At 74.7% G+C, this 17,241-nt stretch carries 12 protein-coding genes and 2 pseudogenes; all 14 read left to right on the top strand.

The window, feature by feature from the left end; translation table 11 throughout:
* Positions 1-247 precede the first annotated feature (247 nt).
* The 14 genes and pseudogenes from BOQ63_RS10255 to BOQ63_RS10190 all read left to right on the top strand — a co-directional run bounded on the left by BOQ63_RS10255 (position 248) and on the right by BOQ63_RS10190 (position 17,238).
* Positions 248-1,045, top strand: a complete 798-nt coding sequence (locus BOQ63_RS10255; protein ID WP_223885889.1) for a phytanoyl-CoA dioxygenase family protein — start codon at positions 248-250, stop codon at positions 1,043-1,045.
* A 20-nt stretch (positions 1,046-1,065) separates the two neighbouring features.
* A complete protein-coding gene (locus BOQ63_RS10250; protein ID WP_030283355.1) occupies positions 1,066-1,635 on the top strand; it encodes a DUF6309 family protein in 570 nt (189 codons plus the stop codon).
* Positions 1,632-2,693, top strand: a pseudogene (locus BOQ63_RS10245) (AMP-binding protein); the annotation flags it as partial. The gene BOQ63_RS10250 and the pseudogene BOQ63_RS10245, both read left to right, overlap by 4 nt.
* A gap of 633 nt (positions 2,694-3,326) precedes the next feature.
* Positions 3,327-3,386, top strand: a pseudogene (locus tag BOQ63_RS10240) (hypothetical protein); the annotation flags it as partial.
* A 16-nt stretch (positions 3,387-3,402) separates the two neighbouring features.
* The gene (locus BOQ63_RS10235; protein ID WP_318299357.1) at positions 3,403-5,826 is read left to right on the top strand and encodes an SDR family oxidoreductase; all 2,424 of its coding nucleotides are present in this window, start codon (positions 3,403-3,405) and stop codon (positions 5,824-5,826) included.
* Positions 5,827-5,888: 62 nt separating this feature from the next.
* Positions 5,889-7,160 (top strand): aspartate aminotransferase family protein, encoded by a 1,272-nt coding sequence (locus tag BOQ63_RS10230; protein ID WP_072654110.1) that lies wholly within the window; start codon positions 5,889-5,891, stop codon positions 7,158-7,160.
* Positions 7,157-8,026, top strand: a complete 870-nt coding sequence (locus BOQ63_RS10225; RefSeq protein ID WP_030283362.1) for a TauD/TfdA family dioxygenase — start codon at positions 7,157-7,159, stop codon at positions 8,024-8,026. Before BOQ63_RS10230 ends, BOQ63_RS10225 begins: the two co-directional genes overlap by 4 nt.
* Positions 8,014-8,772, top strand: a complete 759-nt coding sequence (locus tag BOQ63_RS10220) for an SDR family oxidoreductase (protein ID WP_030283364.1) — start codon at positions 8,014-8,016, stop codon at positions 8,770-8,772. Before BOQ63_RS10225 ends, BOQ63_RS10220 begins: the two co-directional genes overlap by 13 nt.
* 3 nt (positions 8,773-8,775) lie before the next feature.
* Positions 8,776-9,534: a class I SAM-dependent methyltransferase gene (locus BOQ63_RS10215; RefSeq protein WP_072654109.1), complete on the top strand. Its 759-nt coding sequence runs from the start codon at positions 8,776-8,778 to the stop codon at positions 9,532-9,534.
* 648 nt (positions 9,535-10,182) lie between these two features.
* Positions 10,183-11,679 carry a sugar transferase gene (locus tag BOQ63_RS10210; protein ID WP_030553518.1) on the top strand — a complete coding sequence of 499 codons (1,497 nt, stop codon included), beginning with the start codon at positions 10,183-10,185 and terminating at the stop codon, positions 11,677-11,679.
* A 76-nt stretch (positions 11,680-11,755) separates the two neighbouring features.
* Positions 11,756-13,072 carry a nucleotide sugar dehydrogenase gene (locus BOQ63_RS10205; protein ID WP_030283370.1) on the top strand — a complete coding sequence of 439 codons (1,317 nt, stop codon included), beginning with the start codon at positions 11,756-11,758 and terminating at the stop codon, positions 13,070-13,072.
* The gene (locus BOQ63_RS10200; RefSeq protein WP_072654108.1) at positions 13,062-14,330 is read left to right on the top strand and encodes a glycosyltransferase family 4 protein; all 1,269 of its coding nucleotides are present in this window, start codon (positions 13,062-13,064) and stop codon (positions 14,328-14,330) included. The genes BOQ63_RS10205 and BOQ63_RS10200 overlap by 11 nt, the downstream gene beginning before the upstream one ends.
* Positions 14,327-15,712: a Wzz/FepE/Etk N-terminal domain-containing protein gene (locus BOQ63_RS10195; protein ID WP_030283374.1), complete on the top strand. Its 1,386-nt coding sequence runs from the start codon at positions 14,327-14,329 to the stop codon at positions 15,710-15,712. Before BOQ63_RS10200 ends, BOQ63_RS10195 begins: the two co-directional genes overlap by 4 nt.
* A complete protein-coding gene (locus tag BOQ63_RS10190) occupies positions 15,709-17,238 on the top strand; it encodes a Wzz/FepE/Etk N-terminal domain-containing protein (RefSeq protein WP_030283376.1) in 1,530 nt (509 codons plus the stop codon). The genes BOQ63_RS10195 and BOQ63_RS10190 overlap by 4 nt, the downstream gene beginning before the upstream one ends.
* The last annotated feature ends 3 nt before the right edge of the window (positions 17,239-17,241 follow it).

The raw sequence follows: 17,241 nt of genomic DNA, 5'->3' as shown, positions 1-17,241 counted from the left end.
TTTGCTCTTGTCGTGGACGCGATGGCCGGTTCATACTCCTGAGGCGGATCACCTTGCGTGGTTGACGCGTGCCTCTTCGTGGCGATCGTTGCCGATCGCGGACCCGAAACGCGAACCCGAACTCAGCTGTCCGTGGCGACGACGGGCTCCACCGCCGCCACCCGAAGTCTGGACGGACCCGTGTGCCCCCTTTCCCGTACCGCGTCCCTTTGTGCGCCCCGTCGACCGGAAGGAGGGGGTCTCTTCGGTGACCGTGCACTCCGTCGGGCGTGAGGCCCTCGACACCGAGCACCGCCGTCAGTTCCTGGAATCCGGGTACCTGGTCCTGCCCGGACTGCTGCCCGAGGCGCTGCGCGAACGCCTCGTCCCCGAGGTGGACCGCTGGGTGGACGAGGGTCTGCGGGCCCGCTCGATCGCCGCCTGCACCGACCCCGACCGGCACGGGCCGCCCCCGCTGCTGGAACTGGAGCTCCCCGCCCACGGCGAGCTGCTCGCCCACCCGCCGCTGCTGCTGGCGCTGACCGGGCTGATCGGCCCGTCCTTCGTCTTCCACCACCTGCACAGCGACCGCCAGTCCCCGGGCATCCCCGGAAAGCCGTGGCACCACGACTGCGAGCCCCACGACGGCTCCGACCCGTCGCTGCTGATGGTCCACGCCCTGCACTACCTCGGTGGCCTGGACGCGAAGGTCGGCAGCCTGGCCGTCCTGCCCGGCTCGCACCGCCACGCCGCCGGCAAGGACGCCTACGCCCACCACGGCACCGCGGAGCTGCCCGGCGAGGTGGTCCTCGACCGGCTGCCGCCCGGGACCACCGTGCTGCTCAACTCGGCGCTGTTCCACACCCGCAGACCGGCACCCGAAGGGCCGGGGCACCCCCGCTACTTCATCGACGCCTCCTACTGCCAGGTGGGAGCGCGCTGGCGCCCGGTGAAGCCGCACTGGCGGCTGATGCTCGCCCGGGCCCGCGAACTGGACCTGGCCGACGGGCAGTGGCCCGAGCTGTTCGCGGAACACCACTTCACCGAGTACACCGGAACCGTTTGAACCGCCTGAGGAGCACTGCCGTGGAGATCGTCACCGCCGTCGCCTACTCCGAGGTCCACGACGCCTACCTGCGGGACCACCCGGTGGAACGGGGCCATGAGGCGAACACCAACGTGTACGGCGAGGAGAACCTGGAACGCGCCGACCGGATCGCCGACGGCTGGTGGCGGGTCCGGCTCACCCGGGCCGACGTCCTCGGCGTCGTGCTGCCCTGGCACCTCAGCGAGGGCGGCGAGCACGAACTCGTCCCGCGGGGCGGGCTGACCGTCGCCCGCGCGGCCGAACGGGTCCGCGCAGGCGGTGCCGCCTGGACGGCGGCCAACCCGGTCTGCGCGGCCAAGCTCCACCTGCTGCGCCGGGCGCCGTTCACGCCGCTCTACCTCTGCACCGCGCCCGTCGACCATCCCGACTACGCGAGCCTGGCGGTGCGCGCCGGGCTGATCCACATCGACGGCCTGCACCGCATGCTGGCCTGGGAGCTGGCCGGACGACTACCCGAAGGCGCCGGGCTGGACGGGTACCTGGCGGGCGACCCCCGGGTGCTCGCCCAACCGGGCGCGGCGGTACGGACGGGGGACGAGTCGGCGTGACCTCCGCGACGCGGTACGTCCGGTCCACCCCCACCACCGACTCGCTCACCGCCCTGCTGTCGCACCTTGCCCGCGCCCACCCCGACCGACCCGCCGTCACCGACGGCGTCCGCAGCCTCGACCACCGCACCCTGGACGCCGCCGCCGGGCGGATCGCCGCCCGGCTGGCCGCCGGCGGCATCGGACGGGGCGACCGGGTCGCCCTGCTCGGGCCCCGGGACGCCCGGATGCTGGTGCTGCTGCACGGGGTGCTGCGCTCCGGCGCGGCCGCCGTGCTGACCGATCCCGACTGGTCCGCGGCGGATCTGGCCCGGCGGCTGGCGGCCGTCCGGGTCGGGCGGGTGCTGGCCACCGAGGGCGGACCCGGCGCGTCCGGCGGCTCTGGTGGGCCCGGTGGGCCCGGTGTGGAGGTGGTGGACGTCCTGGCGGCCGGCCCCGACTGGAAGGGCGGCGAGCCCGCCGGTGAGGACCCGGCGTACCTCTCCTTCACCTCCGGTTCCAGCGGCGAGCCCAAGGCGGTGGCCGTCACCCACGCCAACGCCGTGCACTACGCGCGCTCGCTGGCCGCCCGGCTCGGACTCACCGAGGCCGACGCCCCCAGGACCGCGCACGTCACCACCCTCGCCGCCGACCTCGGGCACACCGCCTGGCTGCTCGCCCTGGCCACCGGCGGCTCGGTGCACCTCGTGCCCGACCACGAGGTGCGCGACCCCGCGGCCTTCTGGGCCGCGCTGCGCCGCGCCGGCGTCGACACCCTGAAGACCACCCCCTCGCACCTGACCGCCCTGCTGGAGGGCCGCCCGGCCGGCGCCCCGCCGCTGCGCACCCTGCTGCTCGGCGGCGAGGCCCTGCCGCGCCCGCTCGCCGCCGCCCTGCTCGACGACGGCGTCACCGAACGGCTGGTCAACCACTACGGACCGACCGAGACCACCGTCGGCGCGACCTGCTTCCTGGCCACCTCGGCCCGTCAACTGCCGACCGGGGAACCGACCGTGCCGATCGGCAGCGGGATCGGCGAGGTGCTGCTCAGCCTGGTGGACGGCGTTGGGCGGCCGGTGGCCGAGGGCGCGGCGGGGGAACTGCTGATCGGCGGGCGAGGGGTCAGCGCCGGGTACTTCGGGCGGCCCGAGGAGACCGCCAGGGGGTTCGTCCGGCACGACGGCCGACGGACCTACCGGACGGGTGATCTGTGCCGCCGGCGGACGGACGGGAACCTGGTCTTCCTCGGCCGGGTGGACCGCCAGGTGAAGGTCCGCGGGTACCGGGTCGACCTCGCCGAGGTCGAACGGGCCATGGACGGGTACCCGGGCGTGGCCGGCTCCGCGGCCCTGCTGCGGGAGGCGCCCGGTGGCCAACAACTGCTGGGCGTCGTACGGCTGTTGGATCCGACCGCCGAGGTGGGCGGACTCGGGGAGTACCTGCGTGACCGGCTGCCCGGTTACTCGGTGCCGCAGCCGATCCTGGTGCTGCCGGAGCTGCCGGTCGGACCGAACGGCAAGCTGGACCGGGCCCGGCTGGGCGAGCTGGTGACCCGGCTGGTGGAATCCCGCGCGGAGTCGGACGGCCCGCCCGGCGCGGCCGGGGAGGGGCCGGCCGGGGCGGGGTCGGCCGGGGACGGCCTGGCCGGGGAGATCGCCCGGTTCTGGGCCGGGGCGCTCGGACTGCCCGCCATCGGGACGCGGGCGGACGTCATCGACCTCGGCGGGGACTCCATCCTCGCCATGCGCACCATCGCCCTCCTGCGGCGCTCCGGACTGCGGGTCGCCTATGAGGACTTCTACCGGTACCCCACGGCGGCCGCGCTGGCCGGGGTGGCGGTACCGGTGGCCCCGGCCGTCCCGGACCCCCGGGCCGGCGGCACTTTGGAAGGTCGCCAACTCGCCCCGGCGCAACGCTGGCTCTACCGGCAGAAGTCCCTCCAGGACGTGCGGCACTGGAACCAGTCGGTGCTGCTGCGCTGCCGCGCCGCCGTCGCCCCGGCCGCGCTTCTCGGCAGCGGTCGCCGCCGTCCTGGAGCGCCATCCGGCGCTGCGCCGGCCCCTCCGTCCGGACGGCTGCGGCGAACCCCGGGCGGTCGCGGACCTCGACCCGCTCTCCCATTCCCGCATCCCGCGCGCGGCCGGAGCGATCGCCGACACCGTCGCCGGAGTCTGCACCGAACTCCACCGCAGCCTCGACCCGCTGGCCGGGCGGCTGCTGCGCGCCCACCTGTTCACCGGCCCGCCCGGCACCGACGACCGGATCGCGCTGATCGCCCACCACCTGGTGGTCGACGGGCTGTCCTGGCGGATCCTGCTGGACGACCTCGCCCACGCGTACCGCGCGGCGCTGGACCGCAAGCGGCCCGACCTGCCGCCGACGGCCGACTTCTACCGCTGGGCGGCCGCCGCTCCACCGGCCCCGCCGGAGGCCCACGCCACCGCGCCCGCCGCGCCCGTCCAACCCGGCGCGCTCAGCTGGGCGCTGGACGCAGCCGCCACCGCCCGGCTGGTCGGCCGGCACGGTGGCGGGGCCGGACTGGAGGCCGCTCTGCTGGACGCCTTCGCCGGAGCCGTCGCCCGGTGGCACGGCGTGCCCCGGCTCGCGGTGGAGGTCGAGACCCACGGCCGGGACACGGCCGGCGACCCGGGCGAATTCCTGGACACCGTCGGCTGGTTCACCGCCGTCAAGCACATCGAGCTGGACCCGTCCGCGGGCCCGGAGGAGACGGCGCGGCAACTGCGCGAGGCCCCCGTCCGGCCGATGGACGCGTCGGAGGGGGCCGACGGGGCCGGCGGGAGACCCGTGGTCGGGTTCAACTTCCTCGGGACCTTCCGGCTGCCCGAGGAGCCCGCGCTCGACTGGACCGTCGCCGACGAGCAGGCCGGGGCGGCCCGCTGCGCCGGGGGCGACCCGCTGTACCAACTGCGGCTCACCGCGAGGGTGGTGGAACAGCGGCTGGTCGCCGACCTGGTGTACGGGTGGCCCGGGGTGGCGCACCACGCCGCCGAGCGGATCCTCCGCCGGTTCGCCGCGGCGCTCGCCGGACCGGCGGCCGCCCGGCCGCAGCGCTCGCCGCTGTCCACCTCCGGGCAACTGCTGCACGCCCGGGTCGCGCCCACCGCCCGGGCGAGCGTCCGCGAGCCGGCCCGGGTGCTGCTCACCGGCGCCACCGGCTACCTGGGACGGCACCTGCTGGAAGCCTTCCGGCAGCGCGGCGCCGTGGTCACCTGCCTGGTACGGGCCGCCGACGACGCCGGAGCCGTACGGCGCCTGGCCGACCGGCGGGCCCAGGTCGTCGCCGGGGACCTCGAGCGGGGCGGCCTGGGCCTCTCGCCGGCCGGGCTGGCACGGGCCCGCGAGGCCCGGATCGTGGTGCACGCGGCGGCGGACGTCCGACTGGTCGCCTCACCGGACGAGCTGGAAAGCGCCAACCACACCGCGGTGCGCCGACTGCTCGACTGGGTCGACGAGCACACCCCGCACGCCCGGCTGCACCACGTCTCCACGCTGGCCGTGTCCGGCGGCGTGGACGGGCCGCCGCGCCGCTTCAGCGAGGCCGACCTGTGGATCGGCCAGCACTTCCGCACCCCGTACGAGCGCACCAAGTACCGGGCCGAGCAGGCCGTCCGGGCCTGGGCGGCCACCGGGCACGCCGTGTACCTGTACCGCAGTGGCCACATCGCCGCGCACAGCCGCACCGGCGCCTTCCAGGCCAACATCGGCGACAACCGGATCTACCAGCTCGTCCGCGGCTACCTGCTGGCCGGCGCCGCCCCCAGCCGGCCGGACACCGCCTTCGCCTTCTCGCACGTGGACACGGTGGCCGCCGGGATCGCCGCGATCGCCCTCGACCCGTACGCCGCACCCGGCGCCTACCACGTGGAGACCCCGTACGCCACGCCGCACGACGAACTCATCCGCTGGACGGCGGAGTCGGGCCACCCCGTCCGGCTCGTCGACGACGCGGCCTTCGCCGCCGCCATCGCCCGCGCCGAGCGGCGGCACCCGACCGCCGCCCGGCTGGCCGCCGCCTGGGCCCAGCAGGAGGAGCGCAACGTCCTGGTGGACAGCGGCTACACCACCGGCGTCCTGGACCGGCTGGGCGTGCGCTTCGGCGCGCCGACCCCGCAGTGGTGGGCGGCCGCGCTCGACCGGGCCGCCCGGACCGGCTACCTGCCGCCCGCAGACCGCACCACCTGCCGGCCCTGACCCCGGCAGCCCTCACCCCGACAGCCCCGATCCGACCGGCTCCTGAGAGAAGGCAGACTCCGTTGTCCCAGCTCTCCCCAGTGCTGAAACAGGCCACCCCCGTCGTCGCCGTGCGCGGCGAAGGCCTCCACCTCTACGACGCCGACGGCCGCCGCTACCTCGACTTCACCTCCGGCGTGGGGGTGACCAGCACCGGCCACTGCCACCCCAAGGTGGTCGAGGCCGTCCGCGAACAGGCCGGCCGGCTGCTCCACGGCCAGTACACCACCGTCCTGCACGACCAACTCCTCACCCTCACCGAGCGGTTGGGCGACGTCCTGCCGCCCGGCCTGGACTCGCTGTTCTACGCCACCGCCGGAACGGAGGCGGTGGAGGCGGCCCTGCGACTGGCCCGGCACGCCACCGGGCGGCAGAACGTGATCGTCTTCGAGGGTTCCTTCCACGGCCGCACCATGGGCGCGGCCTCGCTCACCACCGCCGGGACCCGCTTCCGCGCGGGCATCGGCCCGCTGGTGCCCGGGGTCGCGGTGGCGCCGTTCCCGGCCGCCTTCCGCCTCGGACTGTCGCAGGAGGAGGCGGTCGCGCACGCCCTGCACGGGCTGGACGAGGCGCTGGCCACCGTCTCCGCGCCCGCCGAGACGGCCGCCGTGTTCGTCGAACCGGTGCTCGGCGAGGGCGGGTACGTCCCCGCCCCGGCCGGTTTCCTCGCCGGGCTGCGCGAGCGCGCCGACCGGCACGGCATCCTGCTGGTGCTGGACGAGGTGCAGACCGGCTTCGGCCGCACCGGCCGGTTCTGGGCCCACCAGCACGAACCCGAGGTGGTGCCCGACGTGCTGATCACCGCGAAGGGCCTGGCCAGCGGCTTCCCGCTGTCCGCCATCGCCGCGCCGACCGAGCTGATGAAGCGCGCCTGGCCCGGCTCGCAGGGCGGCACCTACGGCGGGAACCCGGTGGCCTGCGCCGCCGCCCTGGCCACCCTGGACGTGCTGCGCGAGGAGCGGCTGGTCGAGAACGCGGCCGAGCAGGGCGCCCGGCTGCTGGACGGCCTGCGGGCGGTCGCCGCCGGGGCGCCGGGCATCGGCGACGTCCGGGGCCTCGGGCTGATGGCGGCCAGCGAGTTCTGCCGCCCGGACGGCTCGCCGGACCAGGACACCGCCCGGCGGGTCCAGCAGGCGGCGGCCGACCTCGGGTTGCTGCTGCTGACCTGCGGGATCCACCTCAACGTGGTCCGGATGATCCCCGCGCTGGTCGTCACGGCCGCGCAGATCGACGAGGCGCTGGCGCTCTGGTCCAAGGCCGTCGCGGCCGGGGCCCGGCCGGAGGAGGCGGCGTGAACGAGCGCGCGGTGGCCGAAATCGGATGGAGCAGCCTCGAGTTGGAGGCCAGGCGGCAGCTGTGGTCGCTGCCGCTGGGCGACGAGGAGCGGCGACTGCTCTGGGCCGACGCCCGGGCCGGACGCTGGGGCGCGGGCGAGCCGGTGCGCGAACGGCTGCGGTCCTTCACGCGGGAGAGCATCGACGCGGTCGGGCTCGCCCACGTCGCCAACCTGGTCGACCCGGCCCAGCCGGAGCAGGAGATCACCGAGGCGCTGGCCTTCCTGCTGCGGGACTACGGCCGGATCGTGCCGCAGAACGGGCGCGGCGACCTCACCTCGGTGCTGCGCGACCAGGACGGCGACGGCAACACCGAACTCGGCTTCCACTGCGACACGTGCGACCTGCTCGTCCTGCTCTGCCTCCAACCCGCCTTCCACGGCGGCGGGCTGACCAAGCTGGCGAGCGCCCGGCACGTCCACGACCTGATCGGGCGGGAGCGCCCGGACGCGCTGGCCACCCTCTGTCAGGACTGGACCTTCGACCGGACCGGCCGGGCGGGCCCGCAGCTGGTCGTCACCCCGATCCTGTACCCGAGGAAGGACGGGACGATCGGCTGCTACTACCAGACCCGGACCGTCCGCTCATCGCCGGACCGGGGCGGGCCGGAACTGACGGACCGCCAGTGGGAGGCGCTGGGCGTGCTGGACGAGGTGCTGTACCGGCCGGAGATCGCCTTCGGCCTGCCGATGGCCGCCGGGGACCTGCTGATCATCCGCAACAGCCGGGTGCTGCACGGGCGTTCGGCCTACGTGGACGAACCCGGCCGGCACGCCCGGCGGATGCTGCGGATCTGGCTGAACGAGGGGGAGACATGGACGCCCTGAACGGGAGGATCGCCCTGGTCACCGGTGGCGGCAGCGGGCTCGGCCGGGCCTCCTCGCTGGCCCTGCTGGAGGCGGGCTGGACGGTGGTGCTCGCCGGGCGGCGCAAGGACGCCCTGGAGGAGACCGCAGCGCTCGCGGACGTCGACCCGGCGCGGGTGCTGACCGTCCCGACCGACATCCGCAGCCCCGAGGAGGTCGCCCGGCTCTTCGACGCCGTCCGCGACCGGTACGGCCGACTCGACCTGCTGTTCAACAACGCGGGCGCCGCCGCCCCGCGCCGGCCGATCACCGAGACGCCGTTCGGCGACTGGAACCGCGTCCTGGACACCATCGCCACCGGCAGCTTCCTGTGCGCCCGGGAGGCCTTCCGGCTGATGAGCACCCAGACCCCGCAAGGTGGCCGGATCATCAACAACGGCGCGCCCTCGGCGCACGTGCCGCGCCCCAACTCCCCGGCGTACACCGCCGCCAAGCACGCCGTCCTCGGCCTCACCAAGGTGCTCGCGCTGGACGGCCGCCCGTACGGCATCTCCTGCGGGCAGATCGACGTCGGCAACATCGCCCCGCCGGACGGCAGTCCGCAGCCCGCCGCGATGCAGGCCGACGGGACGATGGCGGTGGAGGCGACCATCCCGGTGGACCGCTTCACCGAGGCCCTGCTGCTGATGGCCTCGCAGCCGCCGGACACCAGCATCCAGTCGCTGGTGGTGCTGCCGACCACCATGCCGTTCGTCGGGCGGGGATGAACCGTGCTGGTCAGCGCCCGCTCCTTCGCCGAGTACCGCGCGATGTTCGCGCTCACGGACCGCGACCTCGGCCGGCGCATCCTGGACTGCCCGGGCGGCGCGGCGAGCTTCGTCGCCGAAGCCGGGCAGCGGGGCGTCGACGCGGTCGCCGTCGACCGCGAGTACGCGGTGCACCGCGAGGAGTTGGGCCTGCTGGTCGAGCGGGAGAGCACCTTCAAGCGCGAGCTGCTGGCGGAGCAGACGGCGGGCTTCAACCGGTCCTGGTACAGCGACGCGGACGACCAGATCCGGCAGTGGACCGCCAACTCCCGGCTGTTCCGGGCAGACATCGCCGCCCGCCCGGAGCGCTACGTGGCCGGGGCGCTGCCCGAACTCCCCTTCTCCGACCGCTCCTTCGACCTGGTGCTCAGCTCGCACCTGGTCTTCTCCTACGGCAACCGGCTGGGCGAGGAGTTCCAGCGGGCCGCCCTGCTGGAACTCGCCCGGGTGGCCCGCCGGGAGGTCCGGCTCTTCCCGGTGACGGTGTACGACACCGGCGAGCGCCACCCCGGCCTGGAACGGCTGCGCGAGGAGCTGGCGGGCGCCGGGATCGACAGCAGGCTGGAGCGGGTGCGGTACGAGTTCCAGCCGGGGGCCGACGAGATGCTGGTGCTCGGCTGCACCGGCTACCGCCCTCCGGCGCGCACCGCCCCGGGTGCCGGCCGACCCGGCGCGATGCCCGTCGACCCGGTCCGGTGGCGGCACCGCGAGCGGAGCGACTGAGGACCCGCCGCCGGCGCTGCCCGAAGAGCTTGACGGGAGAGCGCGGCCCCCGGCGGCGCGCCCTGCTCGACGCCGTGGGGGAGTGACGGGCCGGTGGCGCCGGTGGAGGGCGGCGCCACCGCCAACTCCCGGCCCGATCACGGGACTTCCCCCGTTCACCTGGTGTCCGCGGGCCCGGCCCGGGCGTCTGCACAGGTCGCACCGTATGTCCGCGGCTCCCGGACGGCCCCGTGGTGATCATTTGGTGCGGCCTGCTTCAAATATCGTGCACGTGTTTCACATATCCCCCTCGTCGGTGCCCCCCGATGCTCTAGATTGATTTTCACTTCGCACGGTAGGACGCGAGGCGCGACGAGTCATGAACTACGGGTCCGGTGCTGCGGACGGTCCGTGGTCGCGTCCCCGGCGGCTTGTGTTCGATGAGCGGTGCTCGGTGCCCGGAACGGGCCCTGGGCCTGTCCGGATGTTCAAGTAGCGCGGCAGCGGCCGGTTTTGGCATGCGCGGGAGGCGGGGCCTCCCTGAACCAGGAACAGCGCGGCACGGGAGGCGGAGCAGCCTTCCGGGGGGAGGAACGCACAGGTGCGGGAGGCGCGGGCCTCCCGGGGGGAGGAATCGTGTGGAGCGAGCACGTCGAACCCACTGGCGACCTGGACGGGACTGTTGAGCAGGAGGAGGGGGAGTTAGCCGGCCCGTTTCCACCGGCGCCCGGGCGCCCGAGGAACGGGAGATTCAGCAAGCCCGAGCTCGACTGGGAGCAGCAGTACCGCCGTACCGTGATCATCAGCGACACCGTGGCCACCGCCTTCGTGGTGGCGGCGATCGGCGGTTTCTTCGGGGTCCGGGACGCGGCCAACTGGCACGAGAAGTGGGGAATCCTCGCCTTCGGCACCGAACTGCTGGTGCTGGGCGCGCTGGCGACGACCCGCGGGTGGGCCCCGGCCGTACTCGGCCAGGGCGCCGAGGAGTTCCGCCGGCTCGGGCGCTCGCTGTTCACGGCGGCAGTCGTGCTGGCGCTCGGCGGGATCGCCCTCACCTCGCACAACATCAAGCTCTGGATCTTCGTCGCGATCCCGGCGATCACGCTCGTCACCATGACCGAGCGGTACGTGCTGCGGCTGGGGCTGCACAAGCAGCGCAACCGGGGACGGTGCCTGCGCCCGGTGCTCGCCGCCGGGAGCCCGGCCACCGTGCGCGACCTGATCACCCGGACCCGCAAGTTCCCGCACCTCGGCTGGCGGGTGGAGGCGGTGTGCACGCCGTACGCGCTCGGCCCGGGCGGTGACCGGCTGGACGGGGTGCCGGTCGTCGGCCGGCTGACGGACGTCGCCGACCACGTCCGCCGCGACGGCTACCGGGTCGTCGCGATCACCCCGGACCCGTACTGGTCGCCGGACCGGCTGCAGCGGCTGGCCTGGAACCTGGAGGGCGGCGACGCCGAGATGGTGGTGGCGCCCGTGCTGATGGAGGTGGCCGGCCCTCGGCTGCACGTCGACGCGGTGCTCGGCATCCCGATGCTGCGGGTCAGCATGCCCGCCTTCACCGGGGGCCCGCGGGCGGTCAAGGCGGTCGTCGACCGGCTCGGCGCCGCGCTGCTGCTGGTGCTGTTCGCGCCGCTGATGGTGGCCGTCGGGCTGCTCGTGCTGGTGGACAGCCCGGGCGGGGTGTTCTACCGGCAGCACCGGGTCGGCAAGGACGGCCGCCAGTTCACCCTGGTCAAGTTCCGCACCATGGTGGCCGGGGCGGACCGGGCCCGGGCCGGGCTGGCCGACCGCAACGAGGGCGCCGGCCTGCTGTTCAAGCTCCGCCGGGACCCGCGGGTGACCCGGGTCGGCGGAGTGCTGCGACGGTACTCGCTCGACGAGCTGCCGCAGCTGCTCAACGTGCTCACCGGCTCGATGTCGCTCGTCGGGCCGCGGCCCCCGCTGCCGGAGGAGTCCGCCGCGTACGGCCCGGACATCCGGCGCCGGCTGCTCGTCAAACCCGGGCTCACCGGCCTGTGGCAGATCAGCGGACGCAGTGACCTGCCCTGGGAGGAGGCGGTCCGGCTGGACCTGCGGTACGTGGAGGACTGGTCGCTCGCACTGGACGCGGTGATCTTGTGGAAGACGCTGCGTGCGGTGCTCCAGGGCCAGGGGGCCTACTGATGGCCGGGGGGCGTCGTCGTCCGGTCGGCGCGCGGATGGCCGGCCCGCAGGGCCTGCCCGAGGGGAGGAACGGCTCATGAGGATCAGTGTCCTGGGGCTCGGCTACGTGGGCTGCGTGTCGGCCGCGTGCCTGGCCGGCCTGGGCCACGAGGTCATCGGGGTGGACGTCAACCAGGTGAAGGTCGACCTGGTCAACGACGGCAGGGCCCCGGTGGTCGAGGAGCGGATCGGCGAACTGATCGCCGAGGTCGTGCGGACCGGAGCGCTGCGCGCCACCGGCGACGTCCGCGAGGCGGTGATGGGCAGCGAGGTGTCGCTGGTCTGCGTGGGCACGCCGTCGGAGCCCAACGGCAGCCTGTGCACCACCTACCTGGAACGGGTCGCCGAGCAGATCGGCGCCGCGGTGGCCGGGCGGGGCGGGCGGCACACCGTCGTGTTCCGCAGCACCATGCTCCCCGGCACCTGCCTGAACCTGCTGGTGCCGATCCTGGAGAAGCACGCCGGCGGCACCGCCGGGACGGACTTCGGGGTCGCGGTCAACCCGGAGTTCCTGCGCGAGGGCACCAGCGTGCGGGACTTCTTCGACCCGCCCAAGACCGTCATCGGCGAACTCGATCCGGCCAGCGGCGACGTGGTCGCGGCACTGTACGAGGGACTGCCCGGCGAGGTGTTCCGGGTGCCGGTGCCGACGGCCGAGGCGATCAAGTACGCGGACAACGCGTTCCACGGCCTCAAGATCGGCTTCGCGAACGAGCTGGGCGCGGTCTGCCAGGCGCTCGGGGTCGACTCGCACCAGGTGATGGACGTCTTCCTGGCCGACCGCAAGCTGAACATCAGCCCCGCCTACCTGCGGCCCGGCTTCGCCTTCGGCGGCTCCTGCCTGCCCAAGGACCTGCGCAGCCTGGTCCACGCGGCGCAGCGGGCCGACGTCTCGGTGCCGATCCTGTCCCACGTGCTGCCCTCCAACTCCGACCATCTGCAGCGCGCGGTGGAGCTGGTCGAGCGCACCGGCAAACGCCGGGTGGGCCTGTTCGGCCTGTCCTTCAAGCCCGGCACCGACGACCTCCGGGAGAGCCCGCTCGTCGAACTGGCCGAGCGGCTCTTCGGCAAGGGCTACGAGCTGCGGATCTACGACCCCAACGTCAACCTCTCCCGGCTGCTCGGCGCCAACCGCGAGTACATCGAGACCCGGCTGCCGCACCTCGCGCAGCTGCTCGCGCAGTCCGTCGGCGAGGTGCTCGACCACGCCGAGGTGTGCGTGGTCGGGACCAGGGACCCGGCCGTGCTGTCGGCGCTGCCGCACGGCGACGACCCGGTGATCGTCGATCTCGTCCACCTCCCCGACGCCGACGCGCGCCGGGCCGAACCGGGGTACGCGGGCCTTGCTTGGTGACGAAGAGTTCAGTGACACATCGTTCGGTGACGCATCGTTCGGTGACGCGGTCGGCGGCGGCAGGCGGACCCGTCGCGCGCTGGTCCTGGTGGAGAACCTGTCCGTGCCGTTCGACCGCCGGGTGTGGCAGGAGTGCACGACGCTGCGCGACGCCGGCTGGACGGTCGACGTCATCTGCCCGCGCGGGAGCAAGCGGGACACCGAGCCGGAGGCGGTGGTCGACGGGGTACGGATCCACCGCTACCCGCTGCGCGCGGCCACCGGCGGCCCGGCCGGCTACCTCCAGGAGTACGGATCGGCGCTGTGGCACACCGCCCGGCTGGCCCGCAGGGTCGGGTCGGTCGACGTGGTCCACGCCTGCAACCCGCCCGACCTGCTGTTCCTGCCCGCCCTGTGGCTGAAGCGGCGCGGTGCGCGGTTCGTGTTCGACCAGCACGACCTGGTGCCCGAGCTGTACCTCTCCCGCTTCGACCGCGGCGAGGACCTGCTCTTCCGCGCCGTGCGCGCGCTGGAACGGTGGACCTACCGGGCCGCGGACGTGGTGCTGGCCACCAACGAGAGCTACCGGGACGTCGCCCTCAGCCGCGGCGGCCGGCGGCCCGGGGACGTCTTCGTGGTGCGCAGCGCGCCCGACACCGAGCGGTTCAGGCCGGTGCCGCCGGAGCCGGAGCTGAAGCGCGGCAAGCCGCACCTGCTGTGCTACCTCGGCGTCATGGGCCCGCAGGACGGCGTCGACTACGCCCTGCGGTCCCTGGCGAAGCTGCGCGACGAGTACGGGCGCAGCGACTGGCACGCGGTGTTCGTCGGCGGCGGCGACACCTTCGACGCGATGGTGGAGCTGTCCCGGCGGCTGGGGCTCTCCGAGCTGGTGCAGTTCACCGGCCGCGTCCCGGACGCCGACCTGGTGCGCTACCTGTCCACCGCGGACGTGTGCCTGTCCCCGGACCCGCGCAACCCGCTCAACGACGTGTCGACCATGAACAAGGTCCTGGAGTACATGGTGATGGGCCGGCCCATCGTCTCCTTCGACCTCAGGGAGGCGCGGGTCTCCGCCGGGGACGCCGCCGTCTACGCCCCCGCGAACGACGAGGGCGAGTTCGCCCGGCTGATCGCGGAGCTGATGGACGATCCGGAACGGCGGGCGTGGATGGGCAAGCTGGGCCAGGAGCGGATCAACGGGCCGCTCGCCTGGCGCAACTCGCAGCGCTCGCTGCTCGCCGCCTACGCCGCCGCCTGCCGTCCCAGGGCGCGCCGTTGAGCGACGACACGATCCGCCTGGTCACGATCGGCCGGATCCTGCGCCGGCGCCGGCGGCTGCTCGCCGTCCTCGCCGTCCTGGGCGCGCTCGTCGGCTACGGCAGCTCGCTGCTGTTCCCGCCGAGCTACACGGCGTCGGCCTCGGTCCTGCTGCCCGGGGTGTGGCAGGACCGGGAGCTGCTGACCCAGGCGGAGATCGCGACCAGTTCGGTGGTGGTCGACCGGGCCGCCGCCACGCTCGGCTGGGCAGGGGTCAGTGGCAGCTCACTGCGGGACAAGGTGAGCGCCACGGCCGCGGACGGGAACATCATCAGGATCTCGGGCACCGCCGAGACTCCCGAGCGCGCCCAGCAGCTCTCCGACCAGGTGGCCCAGCAGTTCGTCACCTTCGCCGGGCGCATCGCGGGCGACAGCGCCGACCCCGAGGCGGCCCAGCCCGAGGCGCTGCGGCAGCTGGTGGTGCAGGCCAGCCGCCGCATCACCGACCTGGCCGCCGCCGCCGACCCGGGGCAGACCGTGGAGAGCGTGCAGACCCGCACCGAACTGGAGAAGCTGCGCACCACGCTCCAGGACGCCATCAAGAAGCTGGACCAGGCCGACCCGGCCGCCAACAAGGCCAACATGGTCGTCATGGGCTCGGCGCCCCGGCCGTCCGGCGAGGCACCGCCGACGAGGACCCAACTCGTCGCCGCGGGCGCGCTGTTGTTCTTCCTGCTCGCCGTCGTCGGCCATCTCACCGCGGCCCGGACGAGCCGGCGGCTGCGCACCGGGCCGGAGATCGCCGCGGCGCTGGGCTCGGTGCTGCTCGGCACCGTCGACGTCCCCGCGGAACGCGGCGCCCACCGGCCGCGGGGGCGTGGCCCGCGGGCCCTGACCGGCCGGTTGCTGGGCCTCGACGTCCGGTGGGACCTGCCGGCCCCGCAGACCTCCGGCGGCGAGGCGAGCCGGCAGCTCCGCCGCCGGCGGGTGTGCGCCCGCCTCCGGGAGCAGCTCCCGGACGCCGGGCGACTGCTGGTGCTCGTCCCGGACGGCGACGAGACGGCCCGCCGGGCCGCCGGGCAGCTCGCCGACGAGGCGGGGAGCGATCCGCTGCTGCGGGTGGTCGGGGTCCCGGTCGCCCGGCCGCTGCTGCCGGAGCGCGAGGACGAGTCCGGTGCGCTGGTCGTGCTCAGCGCGGGCAACTGGACGGCGGAGGAGCTCGCCGGAATCGCCGGGGCGTGTGAGGACGCCGGGCAGGAACTCGCCGGAGTCGTCGTCGCCGGCCCGGTCCGGGAGCGTCCGGCGCGGTCCCGGGGCCGGCGCCCGGACGGCGACGAGCCGGCGCCCACGGTCGCCGAGCCCGTGCTCGCGCTCGGCGACGACCCGGGGAGAGGTTCGGGGTGACGACGAGTACGACCGCCGAGTCGTCGCCCGCACCGCTGCTGGACCTCCAGGCGCTGGTGGTCGCCGTGCGCAGGCGCCGCCGCCTCTGGTGCTCCCTGGCGCTGCTCGGGCTGCTGCTCGGCGCGGCCGTGGCCTTCCTGCGGCCGCCGCCGCCGACCGCGGCGACCAAGGTGCTGGTCGCCCACCAGGCGGACCAGCCGAACGACCCCGGAACGCTGATCCGCACCGACGTCGCCCTGCTCCAGACCACGGAGATCGCCGACCAGGCCCTCAAGTCCCTCGGCTCCCCGGACAGAACGGAGGACTTCATGCGGACCTACGGGGGGACCGGCCTGACCAACAACCTGCTGCAGATCACCGTGACCGGCCGCAGCGAAGCGGAAGCGGTGGCCCGGGCCGAGGCGCTGGCCGACGCCTTCGTCGCCGACCACGTGAAGCGGATCAAGGATGCCGCGGACGCCGAGGCCAAGGCCCTGCTCGACCAGCGCGACCGGCTGCGGGACCAGCTCGCCCAGGTCAACCAGTCGATCGGCGACGCCGCGAAGCAGACCGGGCCGAACGCGTCCGCGAACCTGGAGTCGCTCTACGCCAACCGGGCCGAACTCACCTCCCGCATCACCGACTTCGGCCAGCGCGCGGCGGAGGCGCAGGTCGGCACGCCCCGGCTGGTCGCCGGCACCCGGATCGTGGACGCCCCGCGCGCGGTGCGGCAGTCCCTGCCCACCACCGCCGCGACCGACGCCGCGATCGGGCTCGTCCTCGGGCTCGTCCTCGGAATCGCGGTGGCCGCCGTCGGCGCGGTGGTGGCGGACCGCCCCGTACTGCGCCGGGAGATCGCGGCGAACCTCGGCGCCTCCGTCATCGCCGAGCTGCGCCGGGTGCCCCGCCACCCGGCCGGCCGTTGGCGGCTCCGGCGGACCAGGGCGGCCCGGGCCAGGCTCACCACCACCCTGGCCCGCACCGTGCGCGGCTGCGCCGAGGCGGTGTCGCTGCTGGAACTGGGCTGCGCGCACAGCACCGGCGCGATCGCCCTGGACCTCGCCGGGGCGCTGGCCGAGGAGGGGCCGGTGGTCGTCGTCGACGGCCTGCCCGGCTCCCGGCTCTCCCGGCGCCGCCCCGGACCGGATGGCCCGACCGTGGTGGTCGACGGCGAACGGGCCGGGGCCCTGCCGCCCGGTCAACGCCGGCTCGGCGTCGGCTCCGTGGCGCCCGGCACGGCCTGGACCGACCTGGGCCACCTCGGCACCCGGACCGTCCTCGTGGTGCGCGCCGGGCACGGCAGCGCTGCCTGGCTGCACACCGTGGCGCGTCAGCTCGCGGACCAGCGCATCCCGGTGCTCGGAGTGGTGCTGATCGACCCCGATCCGCGGGACCGGACCGACGGCACCCTGTGGGACGGCCCGCACACCGCGCCGCGCGGCCGGAACGGACCGCAGGCCCGGCAGAACCGGACGGGCCGGCGGCGGACGGAACGACTACCGATGTGGACCGCACGGGTCCCCGACAACGACCAGGAGGCGAGGTAGGAC

It is taken from the genome of Streptomyces viridifaciens (assembly GCF_001888885.2).
Lineage (GTDB): Bacteria > Actinomycetota > Actinomycetes > Streptomycetales > Streptomycetaceae > Kitasatospora > Kitasatospora aureofaciens.
This window is presented reverse-complemented; position numbering and strand designations above follow the sequence as displayed.